The following is a 17,022-nucleotide window of genomic DNA, read 5'->3' on the forward strand; positions in this document are numbered from 1 at the left end:
TATTGTATCCATTTTTTAACCACTTGTTACCTTTTGCCCCCTTTTTGTGGTGCTATAATGAAAATAAAGGAAGGACCCGGCCTTTTGGCCCCCTTTGCGAAAGGAGTGATGGTCATGACGCGCAGACACCAAACCGTTTGGAGGAGAGGGCTGGCCGCCACCCTGGCGGCCTGGATGGTCCTTGCCCTGACCGGCTGCGGCCAGAAGGAGGTCACCGGCAAACTGGACGAGACCGCCAAGGACGCCGGCAGCGCCCAGGTGCGCATCGACGGGGCGGAGATCGCCTTCAAGAGCACCATCCTGCTGGAGTTGCAGGAGCAGGGGTACGACCTCTCCACCTCCCCCGACTTTGCCGCCCTCCTGGAGCCCGGCGACCGGGTGGACGCAGGGGCCCCAGTGCCCGACGTCTACATGGGCAAGGGGGGCAAGGTGGTGGCCAAGCTCTCCTGTCTCACCGACAGCAGCGGCGAGATCCCCCTGCTCGAGGCGCGGGTGGTCTCGGCCGCGGTCTTCTACAGCCCCCACCACAGCGAAGAGGTGCCCGAGAACATCCAGCCCCACGTGGCAATCGGCGGGGTCGACTTCACCGGCCTGACCCTGGACGGGGTCGACGCCATCATGGCCGACAAGGCCAATGAGGACAGCGGGGACGTCGTCATCGGCGGGGATACCGACCTGCTCACCGGCAAGGTCCTCAGCAACGGCTACCCCGTCGGCCGCTGCCACTACTTTTTCCACTACGACCGCGACACCGACCTGCTCTCGATTGTGGAAGTGGGTGCTGTCTGAACCAAACCCAACCAAAAAGGAGGGACGACAGGATGAAAAAGCGGTTTGCACACCCCCTTTTCCGGCGGGCGGTGGCCCTGCTCGCCGCAGGGTGCTTTGTCCTTGCCCTTGCCATTGCCCTGACCGGCTGCGGCAAGGAGGCCACCGGCTACCTGGACGAGGGGGTGAAGGAGACCAGGACCCCCCTGGTGCGGGTGGAGGAGGCGAACTTCTACCTGGGCCGCACCATCCTCTTGGAGGTGCGGGAGCAGGGGTATGACCTCTCCCTCTCCCCCGACTTCACCCAGCCCCTGAGCGAAGAGGACCGGATGGACGCCAGCAGCGCCCTGCTGCCGGTCTACATGGGCAGGGACGGCCAGGTGGTGGCCCGGCTGGGCTGCGCCAACACCGGCAACGGCGAACTGCCCACCCTGGAAGCGCGGGTCAAGAGCTTCGAGGTCTTTTACGGCCCCTGTCCCGCCGACGTGGAGGCGCCAGAGAACGCCAAACCCCAGGTGGCGATCGGCGGCGTCGACTTCACCGGGCAGAATGCCGAGGAGGTGGCGTCCCTGCTGAAAGAAAAGGCCGGCTCCGTGACCAGCGGAGAGGGCCCATCCCCTAGCCAGTACACCGTCGGCGGGTGTATGTACACCTTCTCCTTTGCCGCCGGCGGGGCGGTCAACCGGGTCTGGGTGCAGGGCCTCTAATCTTTCCGCCGCACGGGCGGGCGCTCCAAGCGAGAGCGCCCGCCCTCTTTTTCCCCCTTCCCCCTTGCCTTTGCCCTCTCCCTTGCCCTCGCTCTCTCCCTTACCCTCGCTCTCTCCCTTTCCCTTGCCCTCACCCTTGCCCTCGCCCCCTTTTCTGCAAAAAAATACAGCGCCGCCGTAACGATCCCCCTCTCCCGGCGGTACTATTGGGTGAAAAGGCCTTTTTATAACAAAAAAACAGAAGGAGGGCCCTGCGAGATGGATACCAGTCAAGCCCTGTGCGAGCAGGCCCAGCAGCACCAGCGCTTTTTTCGGCAGTATCAGCGCCTGGCCTACACGGTGGCCCTGCGCATCCTAAAGGACGCCAGGGACGCCGAAGAGGTGGCCAGCGACGCCATGGCCCGGGTGCTGTGCGCGCCCGAAAAGTACGACAGCAGCCGGGGCAGCATGAAGAGCTATGTGGCCCTCATCGCCCGCAGCCAGGCGCTGGGCCGCCTTGCCGCCCGCAGGGACGAGGTGCCGGTGGCCGCGCCGGAGGGGCCGTCTGCCCCCGACTGGGCCGCCTCGCTGGAACTGCGCGAGCGGCTGAACGGGGCGGTGCTGGCCCTGAGCGAGCCGGAGAAGCAGCTGTTTGCCATGCGCTTTGTCTACGGCTACTCCACCCGGGAGATGGCCCGTTTCTTCGGCATCAGCCAGAACGCCGTCACCACCCGGGTATCGCGGCTGCGGGACAAATTGAAACCACTGTTGGAGGAACGAGAGGGGGAGCACACCCATGAATGAAGAGAGATTTGACAGACGGCTGGCCGACCTGCTGGACGAGGAGACCCTCCTCGCCGTCAGCGGCAGCCTGTTTGACGCAAAGCCGCCCCGGCGGCGGGTCTGGCGCCGGGGCGCAGCCGTTGCCGCCGCCTTTGTGCTGCTGTTGGGGGCCGTCAACTACCAGAGCGTGGTGGCCTTTGCGCAGCGGGCCTACCGCTACTTTGTCTCCGGCGAGAGCTGGGCGATGGAGACCCCGCCGGCAAGCTACCGCCTCTGCGTCGACCCGGTGGAGGCGCCCGACGGCAGCGGCGGCACCTACCGGCTGCTTCAGGCGGTGCAGAAGGAGGACGGCACCCTCTGGCTCTCCCTGGAGCACCTGCCGTCCAGAGAGGTAAAAGCCGAACTCAGCGAGGGGGCGGAGGGCGTCTGGAACCAGTACCTGACCACCCTCAAGGCCACCCTGCAAGTCGGGGAAACATCTTACCCCCTCACCTACCTGCCGGAACACCTGGGGGCCTCCAGTCCCCACCGGTCCGGGGAGGAGGACGCGCTGGCAAACTTCACCGTCTCCTTTGCCTTCTCCTGCAAGGTGGAGGGAGAGGCGGACGAGATCGCCCTGCAAATCGGGGACAGCCGGTTGCGCGCCGCCCTGCAGCCCGCCGTCGCCGTGAGCGCCGAGAAGATTTCCTACGAGGGGAGCGACAACCTCTCCTTCCAACTGATGCAGTTGACCGAAAAGGGGGACGCCATTGCCCTGATCCCGACTGTCAAGGGGCTGTCGGCGGAAACCTGCTCGGTAAACTTTGGCATCACCTGGTTCTCGGTGGAGGACAGCGAGGGCAACCGGGTGGACAGCACGGCCTACGCCCGCCCCCTGATCGGGGACGACGGCGCCTTCCTCTACCGGCCCGAAGAGCCGCTGGCCGAGGAGGCGCGCGTCCACACATTCTCCTTCAACGCCCTCGACCTGTACGTCGGCCGGGAAATGCCGTCCCGCTCCCCCGAGGAGCTGCCCACCAAAGAGGACTGCCTGGAGATCGCGATCCCCGCCGAGGGAAAGGCGGCCACAGTGAACAAGACCTTTGACCTCTGCGGCGTGCCGGTGACGGTAGAGCAGATCCAGCAGAACAACACAGGCCGCATTCAGGTGACCCTCTCCACCGACACCCCCTACGGCGACATCCGCAGCCTCTGCGCCTTTGACCTGGGGGAGGAGGGCAAGCTGCCGGAAGACGGGGCCCCCTACTACGCCTGCTTCTTCGATGACAGCCAATCCCATCTGGGCAAGGGGCACATCGACCTCACTTTCAACGCAAACGAGTGCGGCGACAGCCTCTTCCTCTATCTAAACAGCGCCGTCATCCGCAGCCCCGGCGGCGGGACCTACACCCCCCAGTGACCCCTGTCCGCACACAAGAGAGGGGCCCCGGGCCAAATGGGCGGGGGGCCCGCTTTATGTCTGTTGTCGTGGGCCCGGGGGGGGGAGACCCGCTTTTCAATGTCCTCCTTGAGGCGCTGGGCCCCCTCTTCGGTGCGCTGCTGCAGCCCTTCCAGCCAGCTCTCCCAGGTCGAGCAGTGGGCGCGCAGGCTCTCCTTGATCTGCTGCAGGTGGCTCTCATAGCGGGTGGAGCGCATATTGGGGAAGGCCTTGGTCAGCCGCCGCTGAAAGAGGCGGTGGCGCTGGGACTCCTCCCTGTACTTTTGCAGCAGCTCCCTCACCCGCAGGCGGGCGTCGTCGGCCTTGGCGGAGTGGGCCTCCTCCAGCAGCCGGTCGAGGCGGGCCTTGATCCCCTCGCCGTTGTACCAGCCGGCGGCGTCCAGCCGGGCCTTCATCTCCTCGGCCAGGGCGTTGAGGGCCTGCAGCTGCCGGTCGATGCCCAGGGCGGCGCGGACCGACACGATCAGGTCGGCGGCAAAGACCGCCAGCAGCACCAGGGTGACCGTCAGCTTGGCCCAGGGGGGGATGCGGTCAAACAGCCGCTCCACCGCCGGGTGCAGCAGGTAGAGCATGGCCACCGCCATCACCCCGAAGAGGAGGGAGTTGCGCAGACAGACCCGGCCGTTCAGGTTGAACCTGCGCGCCGAGTAGTCCCACCACTTGGCGGAGAAGAGCTTCTCCATCACATAGCTGGTCAGGTATTCCAGGGCGCTGGTGAGCACCATCCCCAGCACAAAGACCGCCGCCGGGCTCTGCTGCACCGGCCGCAGCAGCAGCACGACGCCCAGGGCCCCAAAGCCGTAGATGGGGCAGACCGGCCCGTTGAGAAAGCCCCTGTCCGCCAGCTTGCGCTGGCCGATGGAGCAGTAGACCGTCTCGCAGAGCCAGCCCACAAAGCTGTAAAAAACCAGGTACAAAAACCAGGTGCAAAGGGTGGTGACCATCTTCACTCGCCGCCTTTTTTATTGGATTGGGTCCCTGCTAAAGGGTGACTGTCTCCCGCTGGGTCTCCCCCTCCGGCGCGGCCGGGGCCTTCTCCGCCTCGGCGGAGAGGCCGAACTCCTCGGCCAGCCGGGCGTTGGAGAGCATCAGCTTGAGGCGGTTTTCCTGGTTGACCGAGGTGGCGCTGGGGTCGTAGTCCACCGCCACGATGTTGGCCTGGGGGTAGCGGTCCTTGATTTTGCGCATCATCCCCTTGGCGACGATGTGGTTGGGCAGGCAGAACAGGGGCTGGGTGCAGACGATGTTGTCCACCCCGCTGTGGATGTGCTCCACCATCTCGCTGGTGAGCAGCCACCCCTCCCCCATCTTGGCGCCGGTGCCGATGACCCCGTCCACCAGGTGTTTGAGTTCGCTGAAGCTGGTGGGGGCCCGGAACTCGCCGTGTTTGGCGATGGCCCGGATCATCTTGTTCTGCCAGCGCTGGAAGTAGCGCAGCAAAAAGGCGTTGACCGCCCGGTGCTTGAAGGCCTTGCCGTAGAGGTCGTTGTCGATGATGTTGTTTTGGATGCAGTACATGCAGAAGTCCAGCAGCCCGGAGAGGACCGGCTCGGCCCCCTCGTCGATGAGAAACTGCTCCAGGTTGTTGTTGCCCAGGGGGGCGTACTTCATGTAGATCTCGCCGACGATCCCCACCTTGATCTTCTTCTCCCGGTGGCGCTGGATGGCGGAGAAGTCCTCCAGGATGGCCCGGTAGTTTTTCTGCACCTGCAAAAAGGCCTTTGACTCAAACTGCTCGCAGAGGGCGTCGGTCCAGCGCTCCACCACCGCGTCGGTGCTGCCCTTGATGATCTCGTAGGGCTTGCACTGGTTTTTCAGCCACATGAGCATGTCGCCGTAGATGATGGCGTACATGGCCTGCACCAGCATGCCGGGGGTGAAGGTGAAGCCAGGCTGCTTTTCCAGGTTGGAGAAGTTCAGCGAGATCACCGGCACGTAGCCGTAACCCGACTGGCGCAGGGCCTTGCGCAGCAGCGAGAGGTAGTTGGACGCCCGGCACCCGCCCCCGGTCTGGGTGATGAGGAGGGCGGTCTTGTGGGGGTCGTACGCGCCGCTCTTGAGGGCGGAAATCAACTGGCCGATGACCAGCAGCGCGGGGTAACAGGTGTCGTTGTGAACGTTTTTGAGCCCCTCATCCACGATTTGGCGGCCGATGGTGGTGAGGATCTTCACCTTGTAGCCGTTTCTGATGAGGATCTTTTCGAGCATCCGAAAGTGGATGGGCAGCATGCCGGGGATGAGGATGGTGTAGTTTTCGCGCATCTCCGGCGTAAAGACGGGGGGTTTTTCAATTGGCGGCATGTTGCTGTCTCTCCCTTTCCTCCATGGCCGCCAACAGGCTGCGAATGCGAATTTTGATGGCGCCCAGGTTGTCTACTTCGTCGATTTTGATTTGGGTGTATATCTTGCCGCACCCGCGGAGGATGTCGCGCATCTCGTCGGTGGTGATGGCGTCGAGGCCGCAGCCGAAACTCACCAACTGAATGAGCTCGGTGTTCTCGGCCTGCCCCGCATAGCGGGCGGCGTTGTACATTCTGGCGTGGTAGGTCCACTGGTTGAGGACGGTGCGCTTTTCATACCCCGTCATCCAGGAGACCCCGTCCTCGGTGACCACCACAAACCCCAGCGAGCGCAGCAGCTTGTGGATGCCGTGGTTGATCTCGGGGTCGATGTGGTAGGGCCGCCCGGCCAAAATCACCGTCTTGCAGCCGTGCTCCTTGGCGTAGGCCAGGGCGCGCGCCCCCTCCTCCTTCACCTCGCGGCGGTAGTCGGCGTAGGCCTGGTAGGCCCGCTCGGCGGCGCGGGACACCTCGCCCCGGCGCAGGGCAAAGCCGTACTCGTTGAGGTAGCCGGTGATCTTCTTCTCAAAGACCTTGCGGTCGTTGAGGCTGATGTAGGGGTAGATGAACTGGCAGCCCCCCAGGTCCATGTTGCCCTTGACCACCTCGGGGTAGTAGGCCACCACCGGGCAGTTGTAGCAGTTGTCGGAGATCTCCTCGTTGAAGTTGTAGCTCAAACAGGGGTAGAAGATGGTCTGCACCCCCTGCTCCAGCAGCAGCTTGATGTGGCCGTGCACCAGCTTGGCCGGGTAACAGACGGTGTCGGAGGGGATGGTGTTCTGCCCCTTGAGATAGACCCCCTTGCTGGAGCGGCCCGACACCACCACCCGGAAGCCCAGTTCGGTGAAGAAGGCGTGCCAAAAGGGCAGGTTTTCGTACATGTTCAGGGCCAGGGGCAGGCCGATGTCCCCCCGGGGGCCCGGCTCGCTGGGCAGGTGGGTGAGCTTTTCGTACTTCCACTCCACCATGTCGGGCAGCTCGCCGCCCCCGGCCTTGCCGGTCACCGGGCGCTCGCAGCGGTTGCCGGCGATGTGGCGGGAGCCGTCGCCAAAGGTGTTGATGGTCAGGTTGCAGTGGTTGGTGCAGAGCCCGCAGTTGACCGCCTTGGACTGGTGGGTGAAGGCCGCCAGTTCGGCGGCGGTGAGGACCCGGCTCTCCCCCTCCGGCTGGAGGGAGCGGGCGTAGAGGGCCGCGCCAAAGGCGCCCATCAGCCCGGCGATGGCCGGGCGCACCACCGGGCGGCCCAGCTCCATCTCAAAGCTGCGCAGCACCGAGTCGTTGAGGAAGGTGCCGCCCTGCACCACCACGTTCTTGCCGATGTCGTCGGCACTGCGGGCGCGAATGACCTTGTAGAGGGCGTTTTTCACCACGCTGACGGCCAGCCCGGCAGAGATGTCCCCCACCGTGGCCCCGTTTTTCTGGGCCTGCTTGACCGAGGAGTTCATGAACACGGTGCAGCGGGTGCCCAGGTCCACCGGGTGCTCGGCCAGGAGGCCCAGCTTGGCGAACTCGTCGATGGGGTAGCCCAGGGACTTGGCAAAGGTCTCGATGAAGGAGCCGCAGCCCGAGGAGCAGGCCTCGTTGAGGACGATATTGTCGATGGCGTTGTCCTTGATTTGAAAGCACTTCATGTCCTGCCCGCCGATGTCGATGATGAAGTCCACCTGGGGTTGAAAGTGCTTGGCCGCGGTGAAGTGGGCCATGGTCTCCACCAGGCCGAAGTCCAGGTGGAAGGCGCTTTTGATCAGGTCCTCCCCGTAGCCGGTGACGGCGCTGCCGACGATCTTCACCCGCTCGCCCGACTGGGCCCTGATCTGCTCCAGCTGCTCCTTGACGGCGGAGATGGGGTTGCCCAGGTTGTTGACGTAGTGGCTGTACAGGATGTTGCACGACCCGTCGATGAGCACCATCTTGGTGGTGGTGCTGCCGGCGTCGACCCCCAGCCAGGCCGGGCCGCTGTAGTCCGCCAGCGGGCGCTGGGGGACGTCGTTCTGGGCGTGGCGGGCGCAAAACTGGTCGTACTCCGCCCGGTCGCGAAAGAGGGGGGCAAGCCCCTGGGGGGCGTGGGGGATCTCGAGGACGTGGCGGAAGGTGCCGAGCAGCTCCTCATAGTCGTGCTCCTCGTTGAGGCCGCCGGCGTAACAGGCGGCCCCCAGGGCCACGAAGTAGGGGGCCAGGGGGTGGAAGTTGGCCGAGCGCTCGTCCAACTCCAACGTCTCGATGAAGCGGGCCTGCAGCCCCTTGAGGAAGGAGAGGGGCCCGCCCAAAAAGAGGACATTTCCCTCGATGGCGCGGCCCTGGGCCAGCCCGGCGATGGTCTGGTCCACCACCGCCTGAAAGATGCTGGCGGCGATGTTCTCCTTGTCGGCCCCCTGGTTGATGAGGGGCTGGATGTCGGTCTTGGCAAACACCCCGCAGCGGGAGGCGATGGGGTAGATCTTCTCGTGGCGCAGGCTCAATTCATCGAGGGTGGCCAGGTCCACGTCCAGGAGGGTGGCCATCTGGTCGATGAAGGCGCCGGTGCCCCCGGCACAGGTGGAGTTCATCCGCTCCTCCAAAGCGCCCTTCAAAAAGATGATCTTCGCGTCCTCCCCGCCCAGCTCGATGACCACGTCGGTCTGGGGGACAAAGCGCTTGACCGCGCCGGCGGTGGCGTACACCTCCTGCACGAAGTCGAGGCCGCTCTCCTTGGCGACCCCCAGGCCGGCCGAACCGGTGACCGCCACCTTGATGCGGTGGCCCCGCAGCAATTCGCCCAGCTCCTCTATCTTCTGCAGCGCCAGTTCCCGCACCCGGGAGAGGTGGCGCTCATAGCTCTTGTATACGATCTCGTCTCGGTCGTCCAGGACCACCGCCTTGATGGTGGTGGAGCCCACGTCCAGTCCCAGTTTATAGCTCATCCCGTTCTCCTTTTTTCTGCCTTTCCCCTATTTTCTCGGTTCGGCCCCGTCGGGGCGCAAGATCCCACTATCTGTATATGCCGGCCACTGTCTGCAAAAGAAGGGGTTTGATGACCTCGATGGCGGCCGGCTGCCCCTCGACGATGGAGCGGTAGCAGGCGGTGACCAAAAAGTCCAGCATCACCATAAGCCGGTTGCGCGACTGCTCTGCGCTCTCCCCCGGCAGGGCCAGCAGCTCTTCCAGCGGGGCCAGCAGCTCCCTGTGGTGCAGCTCGGCGCCGGGGCCGCCCCGGACGATGAAGCGGAGGATCGGCGGGTTTTCGGCGTAAAAGTCGATGAGGCACTCGCAGAAGTGGGCGGCCGCGGCCGGGCGGTCGACACAGCCGGCCTGGCGGGTGCGCTCGACGGCCCGGCAGAGGGTCTCGCCCCCCTTTTCGGCCACCACCTTGTCCACCAGGGCCTGCTTGTCCTTGAAGTAGAGGTAAAAGGTGCCCTTGGCCACGCTGGCGGCCCGGGCGATCTCGCCGACGCTGGTTTGGGCCACCCCCTTTTGCAGAAAGAGGGCGGTGGCCGCCGCCTCGATGCGGGCGCGCTTTTGGTCCCTCGGGACCTCTGTCACAGTCATCGCCACCCCTCCCCCGTCCGAAAATTTTGTACAGATGACCCAATTTGCAGAGTTTGCTTTGTATAACACCATCAATCATAGACCTTTGCTGACCGGCGGTCAACCGTTCTTGTCGAAAGGGGCGGAAGTTTGACAGTACCCCCCAATTTCTCACCCCACAGCGGCGCGGAATTTGGGGAGTTTTCAAAGGCGATTTAAGAAAGATGTAAGAAAGGGCGCCCCCCCTTTCCAGATGTTGAAAGGCGGGGAAATCCCTCCCAGACAGGGGCCGAAAAGGGAAACCGGCCGGTCCCGCAGCAAGGGCTGCAAGGCCGGCCGGCTCCCAAGGAAAGAGGAGGCTGTTATCCGCTTTTCCCCGCTCCCGGGCGGGGGTGGCGGCCCCGTGGCGATGGGGCCGCCTGAAAGGGGGAGAGGGCTACTGGACGTCCACCCAGATGGGGGAACTCCAGGCCTGGTGCTGGTCTTTCTGGGTGACGCGCAGGTAGTAGAAGTGGGTGCCGGCGGTCAGGTCCTCGTCGGCCCAGGTGAAGCGGCAGCGGTTGCCCGAGACGGCGGGGGCGTAGATCTCCCCGTTGTCCTTGACCACCTCGACCCGCTCCAGCTCCCCGGTGCCCAGTACGTCCACCTCAAGGGTGGCCTTGCCGCCGGGCAGGGCGGTGATCTCGCTGCCCATGCGGGCGCCGTTCACCTTGCAGGAGAGGAGGATGCCCGCGCCGGTGGTGGCGTAGGTGAAGCGGTTGTAGATGGCGTCAAAGAGGGTCTCGCGGGTGAGGCCGGGGACAAAGGCGGCCACGATGCCCCCCTCCACCCCGTGCTCGAGCTGGTGGGAGTCGCTGCCGGCGGTGAAGCCCAGCCGGTAGCCGCGGGCCAGGGCGTCCTGCACGTACTTGCCCTTCTGGCGGGGGTTGTTCTTGGTGTAGATGGACTCGGTGCCGTCCTTTTCAAAGGGGGCGTGGCGGGAGAAGATCTCCACCGCCCGCTGCACCTCCGGATCGTGGAAGGCCCAGTCGGTGGCGGCGCTGACGGCCGACCAGATGGCGGCCGGGTGGTGGGGGATGCAGAGGGCCCCGTACTTTTTGATGCTGGCGAAGAGCCGGTCGGGGGTCATCCCCTCGGGGTCACAGGCGCGGAAGAGCTCCCCCTCGCCGGTGCGGTAGTAGACGTTTTTGTGGCCGAAGTCGTAGTGCAGCTCGTTGGAGGTCCACTCGTAGGCCAGCAGGGTGGTGAGCTCGCCGTCCTTGTTGAACTCGTTGGCCGAGGTGCGCATGTACTCCCACTCCGACTCGGTGATGACGTCGGGGAACATGTCGTGGTCGGTGAGGGCGGTGAAGTCCAGCTTGGGCACGGCCTTGGCGTAGTTGTAGTACTGGTCGATCTGGCCCGAGGCGTCGGACATCCCGCTCTGTCCGTGGATGTCGCCGAACTTCAGGTCCAGTCCCAGGTAGCCGTTCTCGTCCAGCCAGCGGCGCTTCTCGTCCTCGTCGATGCGGTCGAGGGCCTTGTCGCCGGGGATGGGTTTGGTGAAGCTGTCGATTTCCTTCTCGGCGGCGCTGTCGTCGTGGGCCTGCAGCTCCGCCAGAGTGGTGGAGAGGAACTTGATGGAGGAGTAGCGCTCCTGGTGGCCGTTGCCAGCCGAGTGCTGGTAGAGGATGAAGATGTTGTCCTCCTCGTCCACGCAGGCGCGGGGGCGGATCGGGCAGTTGGAGGCCTCGTCGCGCACCATGGCCACCGGCACCGACCAGCCGCCGTCCTCCTGCCGCCAGCGCATGAGGAAGCAGCGCATGCTCAGGGCCTGGGCCAGCAGCTGGGTGCCCTTGCGGTTGCGGCAGAGGGAGGCGGAGGCAAACCAGACCCGCATGTGGGAGAGCTGCCGGCAGTCGGCGGCGATCTTGCCGCCCGCCAGGGTCAGGTCGCAGGTGTAGTAGTTGGTCTCCCCCCTGGGGCCGACCCCGTGCCAGACCACGGTGGCCCCGCTGTCGGTGGACACGGCGGTGGCGTCGGAGGCCCAGTCGGGGGCGTTGGAGATCACCGCCTCCTCCCCCCAGGCGCCGCCGGCGTAGGCGCGGGCGACCTGCAGGTACTGGCTGCCGTCGAAGACGTCGTAGGCCAGGTAGAGCACCCCGTCGCCGCCAAAGGCCACGGCCGGGCGGTAGGCCTGCTCGCTGGAGGAGACCCGCCAGGTCTCGGCGGCGGCGCTGCCGTCAAAGCGCAGGCAGCAGATGTGGCTGTCGCCGTGCTGCTGCTCGCACCAGGCCACGTAGAGGTTTTGGCCGTCGTCGGTGACCGAGGGGTAGAAGGCGCCGCTGGAGCGGGAGAGGAGGATGGGCGCCCCCAGCTCCTCGCCGAAGGCGCGGGCCAGCAGCTTCCAGTTGCCGGCGGAGGACTCGGACCAGATGACCCAGACCGTCCCGTTCAGGACGTAGAGCCGGGGGCGGAAGGCCTGCCCCTCCCCCGAGACCACCGCCTGGGAGAGGATCTCCCCCTCGCGGGAGAGGAAGGCGGCCACGATGTCGTCGTGCTTGTTGTGATAGCGCTGCCAGCAGGCGGCCAGGCGGCCGTCGGGGAGGACGGCCAGGTCGGGGTACTGGCAGCTGGTGGTTTCGATGTCGGTCAGTTCGGTGATTCGCTCCATAAAGTCGGTGAGGTAGGCCATTGTAAAACACGCTCCTTTGCAAGTGTGGGGTGGATGTTCTCTATTCTTCCGGCAGCTTGCCAGTGCCGGCGGGGCCCTTGACGTGCTTGATGCCGAAGGTCAACACCAGGATGGTGACGATGTAGGGCATCATCTGCACCAGCTGGGAGGGGACGTCGAAGGCCTGCTGGAGGTTGATCTGCAGGGCGTCGGCAAAGCCGAAGAGGAGGGCGGCGAGGACGGTGCCCACCGGGGTGTACTTGCCCAGGGCCATCATCACCAGGACGATGAAGCCCCGCCCGGCGGTCATCTCCTGCACGAACATGTTCAGCTGGTCCAGCGAGAGGTAGGCCCCCGCCAGCCCGGCGCAGCCGCCGCAGATGAGCATGGCGGTGTACTTGTACCCCCGCACCGGGATGCCCAGGGTGTTGGCGGCGGTGGGGTTTTCGCCCACCATCCGCAGCCGCAGGCCGAAGGGGGTGTGAAAGACCACGTACTGGGTGATCACCAGCAGCACCAGGGCGATGTAGAAGTTGACGGAGAGGGAGGAGAAGATGGTCCCCACCACCGGGATGTCCGACAGGAGGGGCACCCGCACCGCCTGGGTGAGGCTGGCCACCTGGGGGGAGTTGCCGCTGGATTTCCAGACCACCTCCATCAGCACGGTGGTGATGGCCCCCATGAAGAGGTTGAGCCCCACCCCGGCGATGACCTGGTTGAGCCGGAAGCGGACGGTGAGCAGCCCAAAGAGGAGCCCCACGGCCGCGCCGCAGACCATGCCGGTGAGAAAGCCCAGCAGCACGTTGCCGGTGAAGTAGGAGGTAAAGACGCCGCCGAAGGCGCCGAAGAGCATCATGCTCTCCACCCCCATGGCCATCATCCCGCTGCGGGAGGCGTAGACTGCGCCCATCCCGGCGATGAGCAGGGGGATGGACATCCGCAGGGTGGAGACGATGAGAGAGACTGCACTGAATCCCATGGTCAATTCGCCTCCTTTTTGTCCGCCGCCTTGGCGGGTTCGGTGTCCGGTTTCTTGGCGCGGGTCTTAACGACCTGGAAGAGGGCGGGCATGGCCACAAAGATGACCACCAGGGCCTGGATCATGTCCGCGAATTCGGGGCGGATGCGCTGGGTCATGTTCAGCACCATGGCCCCGGCGCGCAGGGCGCCAAAGACCAGGGCCGAGACCCCCACCATCAGGGGGTTGCCGGAGGCCAGGGAGGAGACGGCGATGCCGTTGAAGCCGTATCCGGGGGAGAAGCCCTCGATGTAGCGGCCGTTGACCCCCAGCGCCATGCTGACCCCGGCCATGGCCGCCAGGCCGCCGCTGATGAACATGGTGAGCATGGTGGTGCGGGCGATGTTGATCCCCGCCGTCTCGGAGGCCAGCCGCCCCCGGCCCACCGCCCGGATCTCAAAGCCGGGCTTGGTGCGGTCGAGGAAGAAGTGCACCAGCACCGAGAGGGTGACGGCGATGAAGAGGGCCGCCGTCAGGCCCCGGTTTTTGACCAGTTTGGTGAACAGGGCGGTCTCCAGCACCGGGGCGGTGGCCCCGTTGAGCTCGGTCTCGGGCCGCAGGGGGCCGTTGGCCAGGTAGCTCATGAGGAGGGTCGCCACGTAGTTGAGCATCAGGGTGACGATGTACTCGTTGGCCCCGAACTTGGCCTTGAGCAGCCCCGCCAGCAGGCCGTAGAGGCCGCCAGCTAGCACCCCCACCAGGATGGCCAGGGGCAGGTGGATGAACTTGGGCAGCCCCAGGTCCCAGGCGCCGGCGATCGCCGCGCCCATAGCCCCGAAGAGCATCTGCCCCTCCATCCCCAGGTTGACCAGCCCCGCCTTTGCCGCAAAGAGGTAGGAGAGGCCGGTGAACATCAGGGGGGTGGTCTGGATCAGGGTGTTGACAAAGGCCGACACGCTCCCCACCGAGCCCTTGAGGATGGCCCCATAGGCCCCCAGGGGGTTGGCGCCGGTGAGCAGCAGGATGACCGCCCCCAAAATCAGGGCGATGAGCAGGGCCCCCACCGACTGAATGGCTGTGTTGGCCGAGTGGGCCAGCTTTGATCTGTTAAGCGGTTTTCCCATCTGCCAGCACCTCCTCTCCGTCCATTTTTCCGCTGAGCATGTACATGCCGATCTCCTGTTCGCTGAGGGTGTCCGCCGGGGTCTCGGCGACGATCTCCCCCTCGTAGAGGACGGCCAGGGTGTCCGACAGGCGGCGCACCTCGTCCAGATCCGCCGAGATGAGGAGGATGGCCGCCCCCGCGTCCCGCAGGTTCAGCAGCACCTCGTGGATGTACTCCATGGCGCCGATGTCCACCCCGCGGGTGGGCTGGGCGACGATGATGACCTGGGGGTTTTCCTCAAACACCCGGCCGATGATGACCTTTTGCTGGTTGCCGCCGGAGAGGGCGCCGATAAAGGCCTTCTCGCTGGGGGCCTTGATGCGGTACTCCTTGATGACCTTGCGGGAGAACTCGGTGATGTCGTTCATCTTGAGGAAGAAGCGCCCGGCGAAGCGGTCGCTCCACTGGTAGCCCAAAATCAGGTTCTCGCGGATGTTCAAATCCTTGATGAGGCCCCGGGCCAGCCGGTCCTCGGGGACGTGGCCCACCCCCTTTTGCAGAAAGTGCAGGGAGCCGCCGGTCAGGGGTTCGCCCCGCAGCAGCACCTGGCCGCTCTCGGGGGTGCGCAGGCCGGTGAGGGCCTCGATGAGCTCGGTCTGGCCGTTGCCCTCGACCCCGGCGATGCCCAGGATCTCGCCGGCGCGGATGCGCAGGTCGATGTCCTTGAGCACCGGGCCGTGCCGGTCGGAACAGCAGAGGCCCTTGACCTCCAGCACCGTCTCGCCGAACTGCTGGGCGCGGCGGGTGCTGTCCAGCTCGATGTCCCGCCCCACCATCCACTTGGCCAGCAGGTCGGTGGAGCACTCGGCGATGGGGACGTCGGCCTTGACCATCTTCCCATCGCGCATCACCGACGCGGCGTCGGAGATGGCGATGGCCTCTTTGAGCTTGTGGGTGATGATGATGACCGTCTTGCCCAGCGAGCGCATCCGGTCGATGACCTTGAAGAGCTCGTCCACCTCCTGCGGGGTGAGGACGGCGGTGGGCTCGTCGAGGATGAGGATCTGCGCCCCCCGGTAGAGGGCCTTGATGATCTCCACCCGCTGCTGCTCCCCCACCGACAGGTCGCCCACCCGCTTGCCGGCGTCGATCTTGAAGCCGTATTCACGGATGATCTCGTTGACCGCGGCAATGGCCTTTTTGCGGTTGAAGTTCCACCAGGACTGGCGCTCCTCCCCCACCACCACGTTTTCGGCCACCGAGAGCACTGGGGTCAGCTGAAAGTGCTGGTGGACCATGCCGATGCCGGCGGCGATGGCGTCGCCCGGCTTTTTGAAGTTGACCGGCTTGCCGCCGATGGCGATCTCCCCCCCGTTTTTGGAGGTCATGCCGTAGAGGATCTTCATCAGGGTGGTCTTGCCCGCCCCGTTTTCACCCACCAGGGCGTGGACCTCGCCCCGGCGGACCCGGAAACTCACGTCGTCGACGGCGAGCACCAGGGGGTACTGTTTGGTGATGTGGGTCATTTCAATGTCGTACTGGCACAACCCTCGCTCACTCCCTCTCTCTCACACAGATCGGGGCCGCGCGGTACTCGCGCCGCCGCAGCCCCGTCTGCTCAATCAGGTGTCAAATCTCACTTGGCGGGCTGATAGACGTTCTGCTTCAGCCAGTTTTCCAGCTCGGACTTCTGCCCTGGAGGGATCAGCTTGCCCTCTTCCATCTGCTTTTTGATGGCGTCGACCTGGTCGATGATCTCCTGGGGGACCTTGATGTTGGAGCCCTCGGTGGTGTAGCCGGTGCCGCCGCCGATGATGCCGATCTCGCTCAGGCCGGGCTTCCAGGTGCCATCGATGAGTTTTTTGACCTCGCCGTAGATGATGTTGCGCACGTCTTTCAGGGAGGTTGCGACGATGTGGTCGGGCTCGACATCATTTTGGTTGGAGCCCACGCCGAAGGCGTAGCGGTTGGCCTCGACCGCGGCGTTGAAGACGCCCAGGCCGGAGCCGCCGGCGATGTGCTGGATGAAGTCGGCGCCCTTGTCGTACATGGTCAGGGCCATCTCCTTGGCCTTGCCGGGGTCGGTGAAGGAGCCGACGGTGGCCTGCAGGACGGTGGCGTTGGGGTTGGTGTAGCGCACCCCCGCCTCAAAGCCCACGGTACCCTCCACCAGGAAGGGCTGCTCTTCGCCCAGCAGGCAGCCGACCACGCTCTTGTCCTTGTTGGCCAGGGGCATGTCGCTGTTGGTGGCAAGCCCCGCCAGGCAGCCGCAGAGGAAGGTCTGCTGGGGCCAGATGGTGGAGATGGAGTTGACGTTGGGCAGCTCGATGGTGCCGTCGAGCCAACTGAACTTCTGGTCGGGGAACTCGGCCGCGACCTTGGTGATGCCGTCTTTCTGGTCGACCCCCACCAGGACGATCAGGTCGTACTCGCCGCTCTCGGCGTACATCCGCTGCACCTGGTCGTAGTCGCTCTTGGAGGCGGGGGAGGCGTAGTCCATGGTGATGCCCAGCTCCTCCTGGGCCTTGACCAGCCCCTCGTAGGCCATGTCGTTCATGTTCTTGTCGCCCAGGCCGTTGGGGCCGATGACCAGCCCGACCTTGATGTTTTTGCCGGGCTTGTCGCTGCCGCTGTCTCCCTTGTCGTCCCCCCCGCCGCAGGCGGTGAGGGACAGGGCCATGGCGCCGGCCAGCAGGAGGGCCAACAGCCGCTTTTTGCCTTCTCGTTTCATTCCTTCTCGCTCCTTTGCTTGTTTGGTTGGCGGGGATGCTCTCTCCCCTGCCGTTTC

General features: G+C 65.2%; 13 protein-coding genes. 4 read left to right on the top strand and 9 right to left on the bottom strand.

Features of this window, described 5'->3' with window-relative positions:
- The first annotated feature begins 114 nt into the window (after positions 1 to 114).
- The 4 genes from ACTNAU_RS04355 (at position 115) to ACTNAU_RS04370 (ending at position 3,636) form a co-directional block, all read left to right on the top strand.
- The gene (locus ACTNAU_RS04355; protein WP_441097686.1) at positions 115 to 789 is read left to right on the top strand and encodes a hypothetical protein; all 675 of its coding nucleotides are present in this window, start codon (positions 115 to 117) and stop codon (positions 787 to 789) included.
- Between the two features lie 32 nt (positions 790 to 821).
- On the top strand, positions 822 to 1,475 hold the full coding sequence (locus ACTNAU_RS04360; RefSeq protein WP_441097687.1) for a hypothetical protein: 654 nt from the start codon (positions 822 to 824) through the stop codon (positions 1,473 to 1,475).
- Between the two features lie 258 nt (positions 1,476 to 1,733).
- Positions 1,734 to 2,258: an RNA polymerase sigma factor gene (locus tag ACTNAU_RS04365; protein WP_441097688.1), complete on the top strand. Its 525-nt coding sequence runs from the start codon at positions 1,734 to 1,736 to the stop codon at positions 2,256 to 2,258.
- Positions 2,251 to 3,636 carry a hypothetical protein gene (locus tag ACTNAU_RS04370; protein ID WP_441097689.1) on the top strand — a complete coding sequence of 462 codons (1,386 nt, stop codon included), beginning with the start codon at positions 2,251 to 2,253 and terminating at the stop codon, positions 3,634 to 3,636. Before ACTNAU_RS04365 ends, ACTNAU_RS04370 begins: the two co-directional genes overlap by 8 nt.
- Here the strand turns inward: ACTNAU_RS04370 and ACTNAU_RS04375 are convergent.
- The 9 genes from ACTNAU_RS04375 to ACTNAU_RS04415 form a co-directional block, all read right to left on the bottom strand.
- Positions 3,621 to 4,619, bottom strand: a complete 999-nt coding sequence (locus tag ACTNAU_RS04375) for a putative ABC transporter permease (protein ID WP_441097690.1) — start codon at positions 4,617 to 4,619, stop codon at positions 3,621 to 3,623. The two genes, ACTNAU_RS04370 and ACTNAU_RS04375, sit on opposite strands and share 16 nt — an antisense overlap.
- Positions 4,620 to 4,656: 37 nt before the next feature.
- Positions 4,657 to 5,976: a 2-hydroxyglutaryl-CoA dehydratase gene (locus ACTNAU_RS04380; RefSeq protein ID WP_441097691.1), complete on the bottom strand. Its 1,320-nt coding sequence runs from the start codon at positions 5,974 to 5,976 to the stop codon at positions 4,657 to 4,659.
- Positions 5,963 to 8,914 (bottom strand): acyl-CoA dehydratase activase-related protein, encoded by a 2,952-nt coding sequence (locus ACTNAU_RS04385; RefSeq protein WP_441097692.1) that lies wholly within the window; start codon positions 8,912 to 8,914, stop codon positions 5,963 to 5,965. The genes ACTNAU_RS04380 and ACTNAU_RS04385 overlap by 14 nt, the downstream gene beginning before the upstream one ends.
- Positions 8,915 to 8,981: 67 nt before the next feature.
- Entirely contained in the window at positions 8,982 to 9,539 is a 558-nt protein-coding gene (locus tag ACTNAU_RS04390) for a TetR/AcrR family transcriptional regulator (protein ID WP_441097693.1), read from the bottom strand.
- Between the two features lie 415 nt (positions 9,540 to 9,954).
- The gene (locus ACTNAU_RS04395) at positions 9,955 to 12,192 is read right to left on the bottom strand and encodes a CehA/McbA family metallohydrolase (RefSeq protein ID WP_441097694.1); all 2,238 of its coding nucleotides are present in this window, start codon (positions 12,190 to 12,192) and stop codon (positions 9,955 to 9,957) included.
- A 40-nt stretch (positions 12,193 to 12,232) separates the two neighbouring features.
- Complete coding sequence (locus ACTNAU_RS04400) at positions 12,233 to 13,150, bottom strand: ABC transporter permease (RefSeq protein WP_185916165.1); 918 nt, start codon at positions 13,148 to 13,150, stop codon at positions 12,233 to 12,235.
- A 2-nt stretch (positions 13,151 to 13,152) separates the two neighbouring features.
- The gene (locus ACTNAU_RS04405) at positions 13,153 to 14,253 is read right to left on the bottom strand and encodes an ABC transporter permease (protein ID WP_185916164.1); all 1,101 of its coding nucleotides are present in this window, start codon (positions 14,251 to 14,253) and stop codon (positions 13,153 to 13,155) included.
- Positions 14,237 to 15,781, bottom strand: coding sequence for an ABC transporter ATP-binding protein (locus ACTNAU_RS04410; RefSeq protein WP_441097695.1), 1,545 nt, complete (start codon positions 15,779 to 15,781; stop codon positions 14,237 to 14,239). The genes ACTNAU_RS04405 and ACTNAU_RS04410 overlap by 17 nt, the downstream gene beginning before the upstream one ends.
- Before the next feature lie 89 nt (positions 15,782 to 15,870).
- Positions 15,871 to 16,965, bottom strand: coding sequence for a BMP family ABC transporter substrate-binding protein (locus ACTNAU_RS04415; protein ID WP_185916163.1), 1,095 nt, complete (start codon positions 16,963 to 16,965; stop codon positions 15,871 to 15,873).
- Positions 16,966 to 17,022: the final 57 nt, after the last annotated feature.

The sequence above is a fragment of the Bittarella sp. HCP28S3_D9 genome (assembly GCF_052065655.1).
In the GTDB taxonomy this organism is placed as follows: domain Bacteria; phylum Bacillota; class Clostridia; order Oscillospirales; family Ruminococcaceae; genus Bittarella; species Bittarella massiliensis.

Coding starts and splice junctions, on each gene's coding strand:
- ACTNAU_RS04355 (WP_441097686.1), top strand. CDS start 115: ATGACGCGCAGACACCAAACCGTTTGGAGGAGAGGGCTGGCCGCCACC.
- ACTNAU_RS04360 (WP_441097687.1), top strand. CDS start 822: ATGAAAAAGCGGTTTGCACACCCCCTTTTCCGGCGGGCGGTGGCCCTG.
- ACTNAU_RS04365 (WP_441097688.1), top strand. CDS start 1,734: ATGGATACCAGTCAAGCCCTGTGCGAGCAGGCCCAGCAGCACCAGCGC.
- ACTNAU_RS04370 (WP_441097689.1), top strand. CDS start 2,251: ATGAATGAAGAGAGATTTGACAGACGGCTGGCCGACCTGCTGGACGAG.
- ACTNAU_RS04375 (WP_441097690.1), bottom strand. CDS start 4,619: ATGGTCACCACCCTTTGCACCTGGTTTTTGTACCTGGTTTTTTACAGC.
- ACTNAU_RS04380 (WP_441097691.1), bottom strand. CDS start 5,976: ATGCCGCCAATTGAAAAACCCCCCGTCTTTACGCCGGAGATGCGCGAA.
- ACTNAU_RS04385 (WP_441097692.1), bottom strand. CDS start 8,914: ATGAGCTATAAACTGGGACTGGACGTGGGCTCCACCACCATCAAGGCG.
- ACTNAU_RS04390 (WP_441097693.1), bottom strand. CDS start 9,539: ATGACTGTGACAGAGGTCCCGAGGGACCAAAAGCGCGCCCGCATCGAG.
- ACTNAU_RS04395 (WP_441097694.1), bottom strand. CDS start 12,192: ATGGCCTACCTCACCGACTTTATGGAGCGAATCACCGAACTGACCGAC.
- ACTNAU_RS04400 (WP_185916165.1), bottom strand. CDS start 13,150: ATGGGATTCAGTGCAGTCTCTCTCATCGTCTCCACCCTGCGGATGTCC.
- ACTNAU_RS04405 (WP_185916164.1), bottom strand. CDS start 14,253: ATGGGAAAACCGCTTAACAGATCAAAGCTGGCCCACTCGGCCAACACA.
- ACTNAU_RS04415 (WP_185916163.1), bottom strand. CDS start 16,965: ATGAAACGAGAAGGCAAAAAGCGGCTGTTGGCCCTCCTGCTGGCCGGC.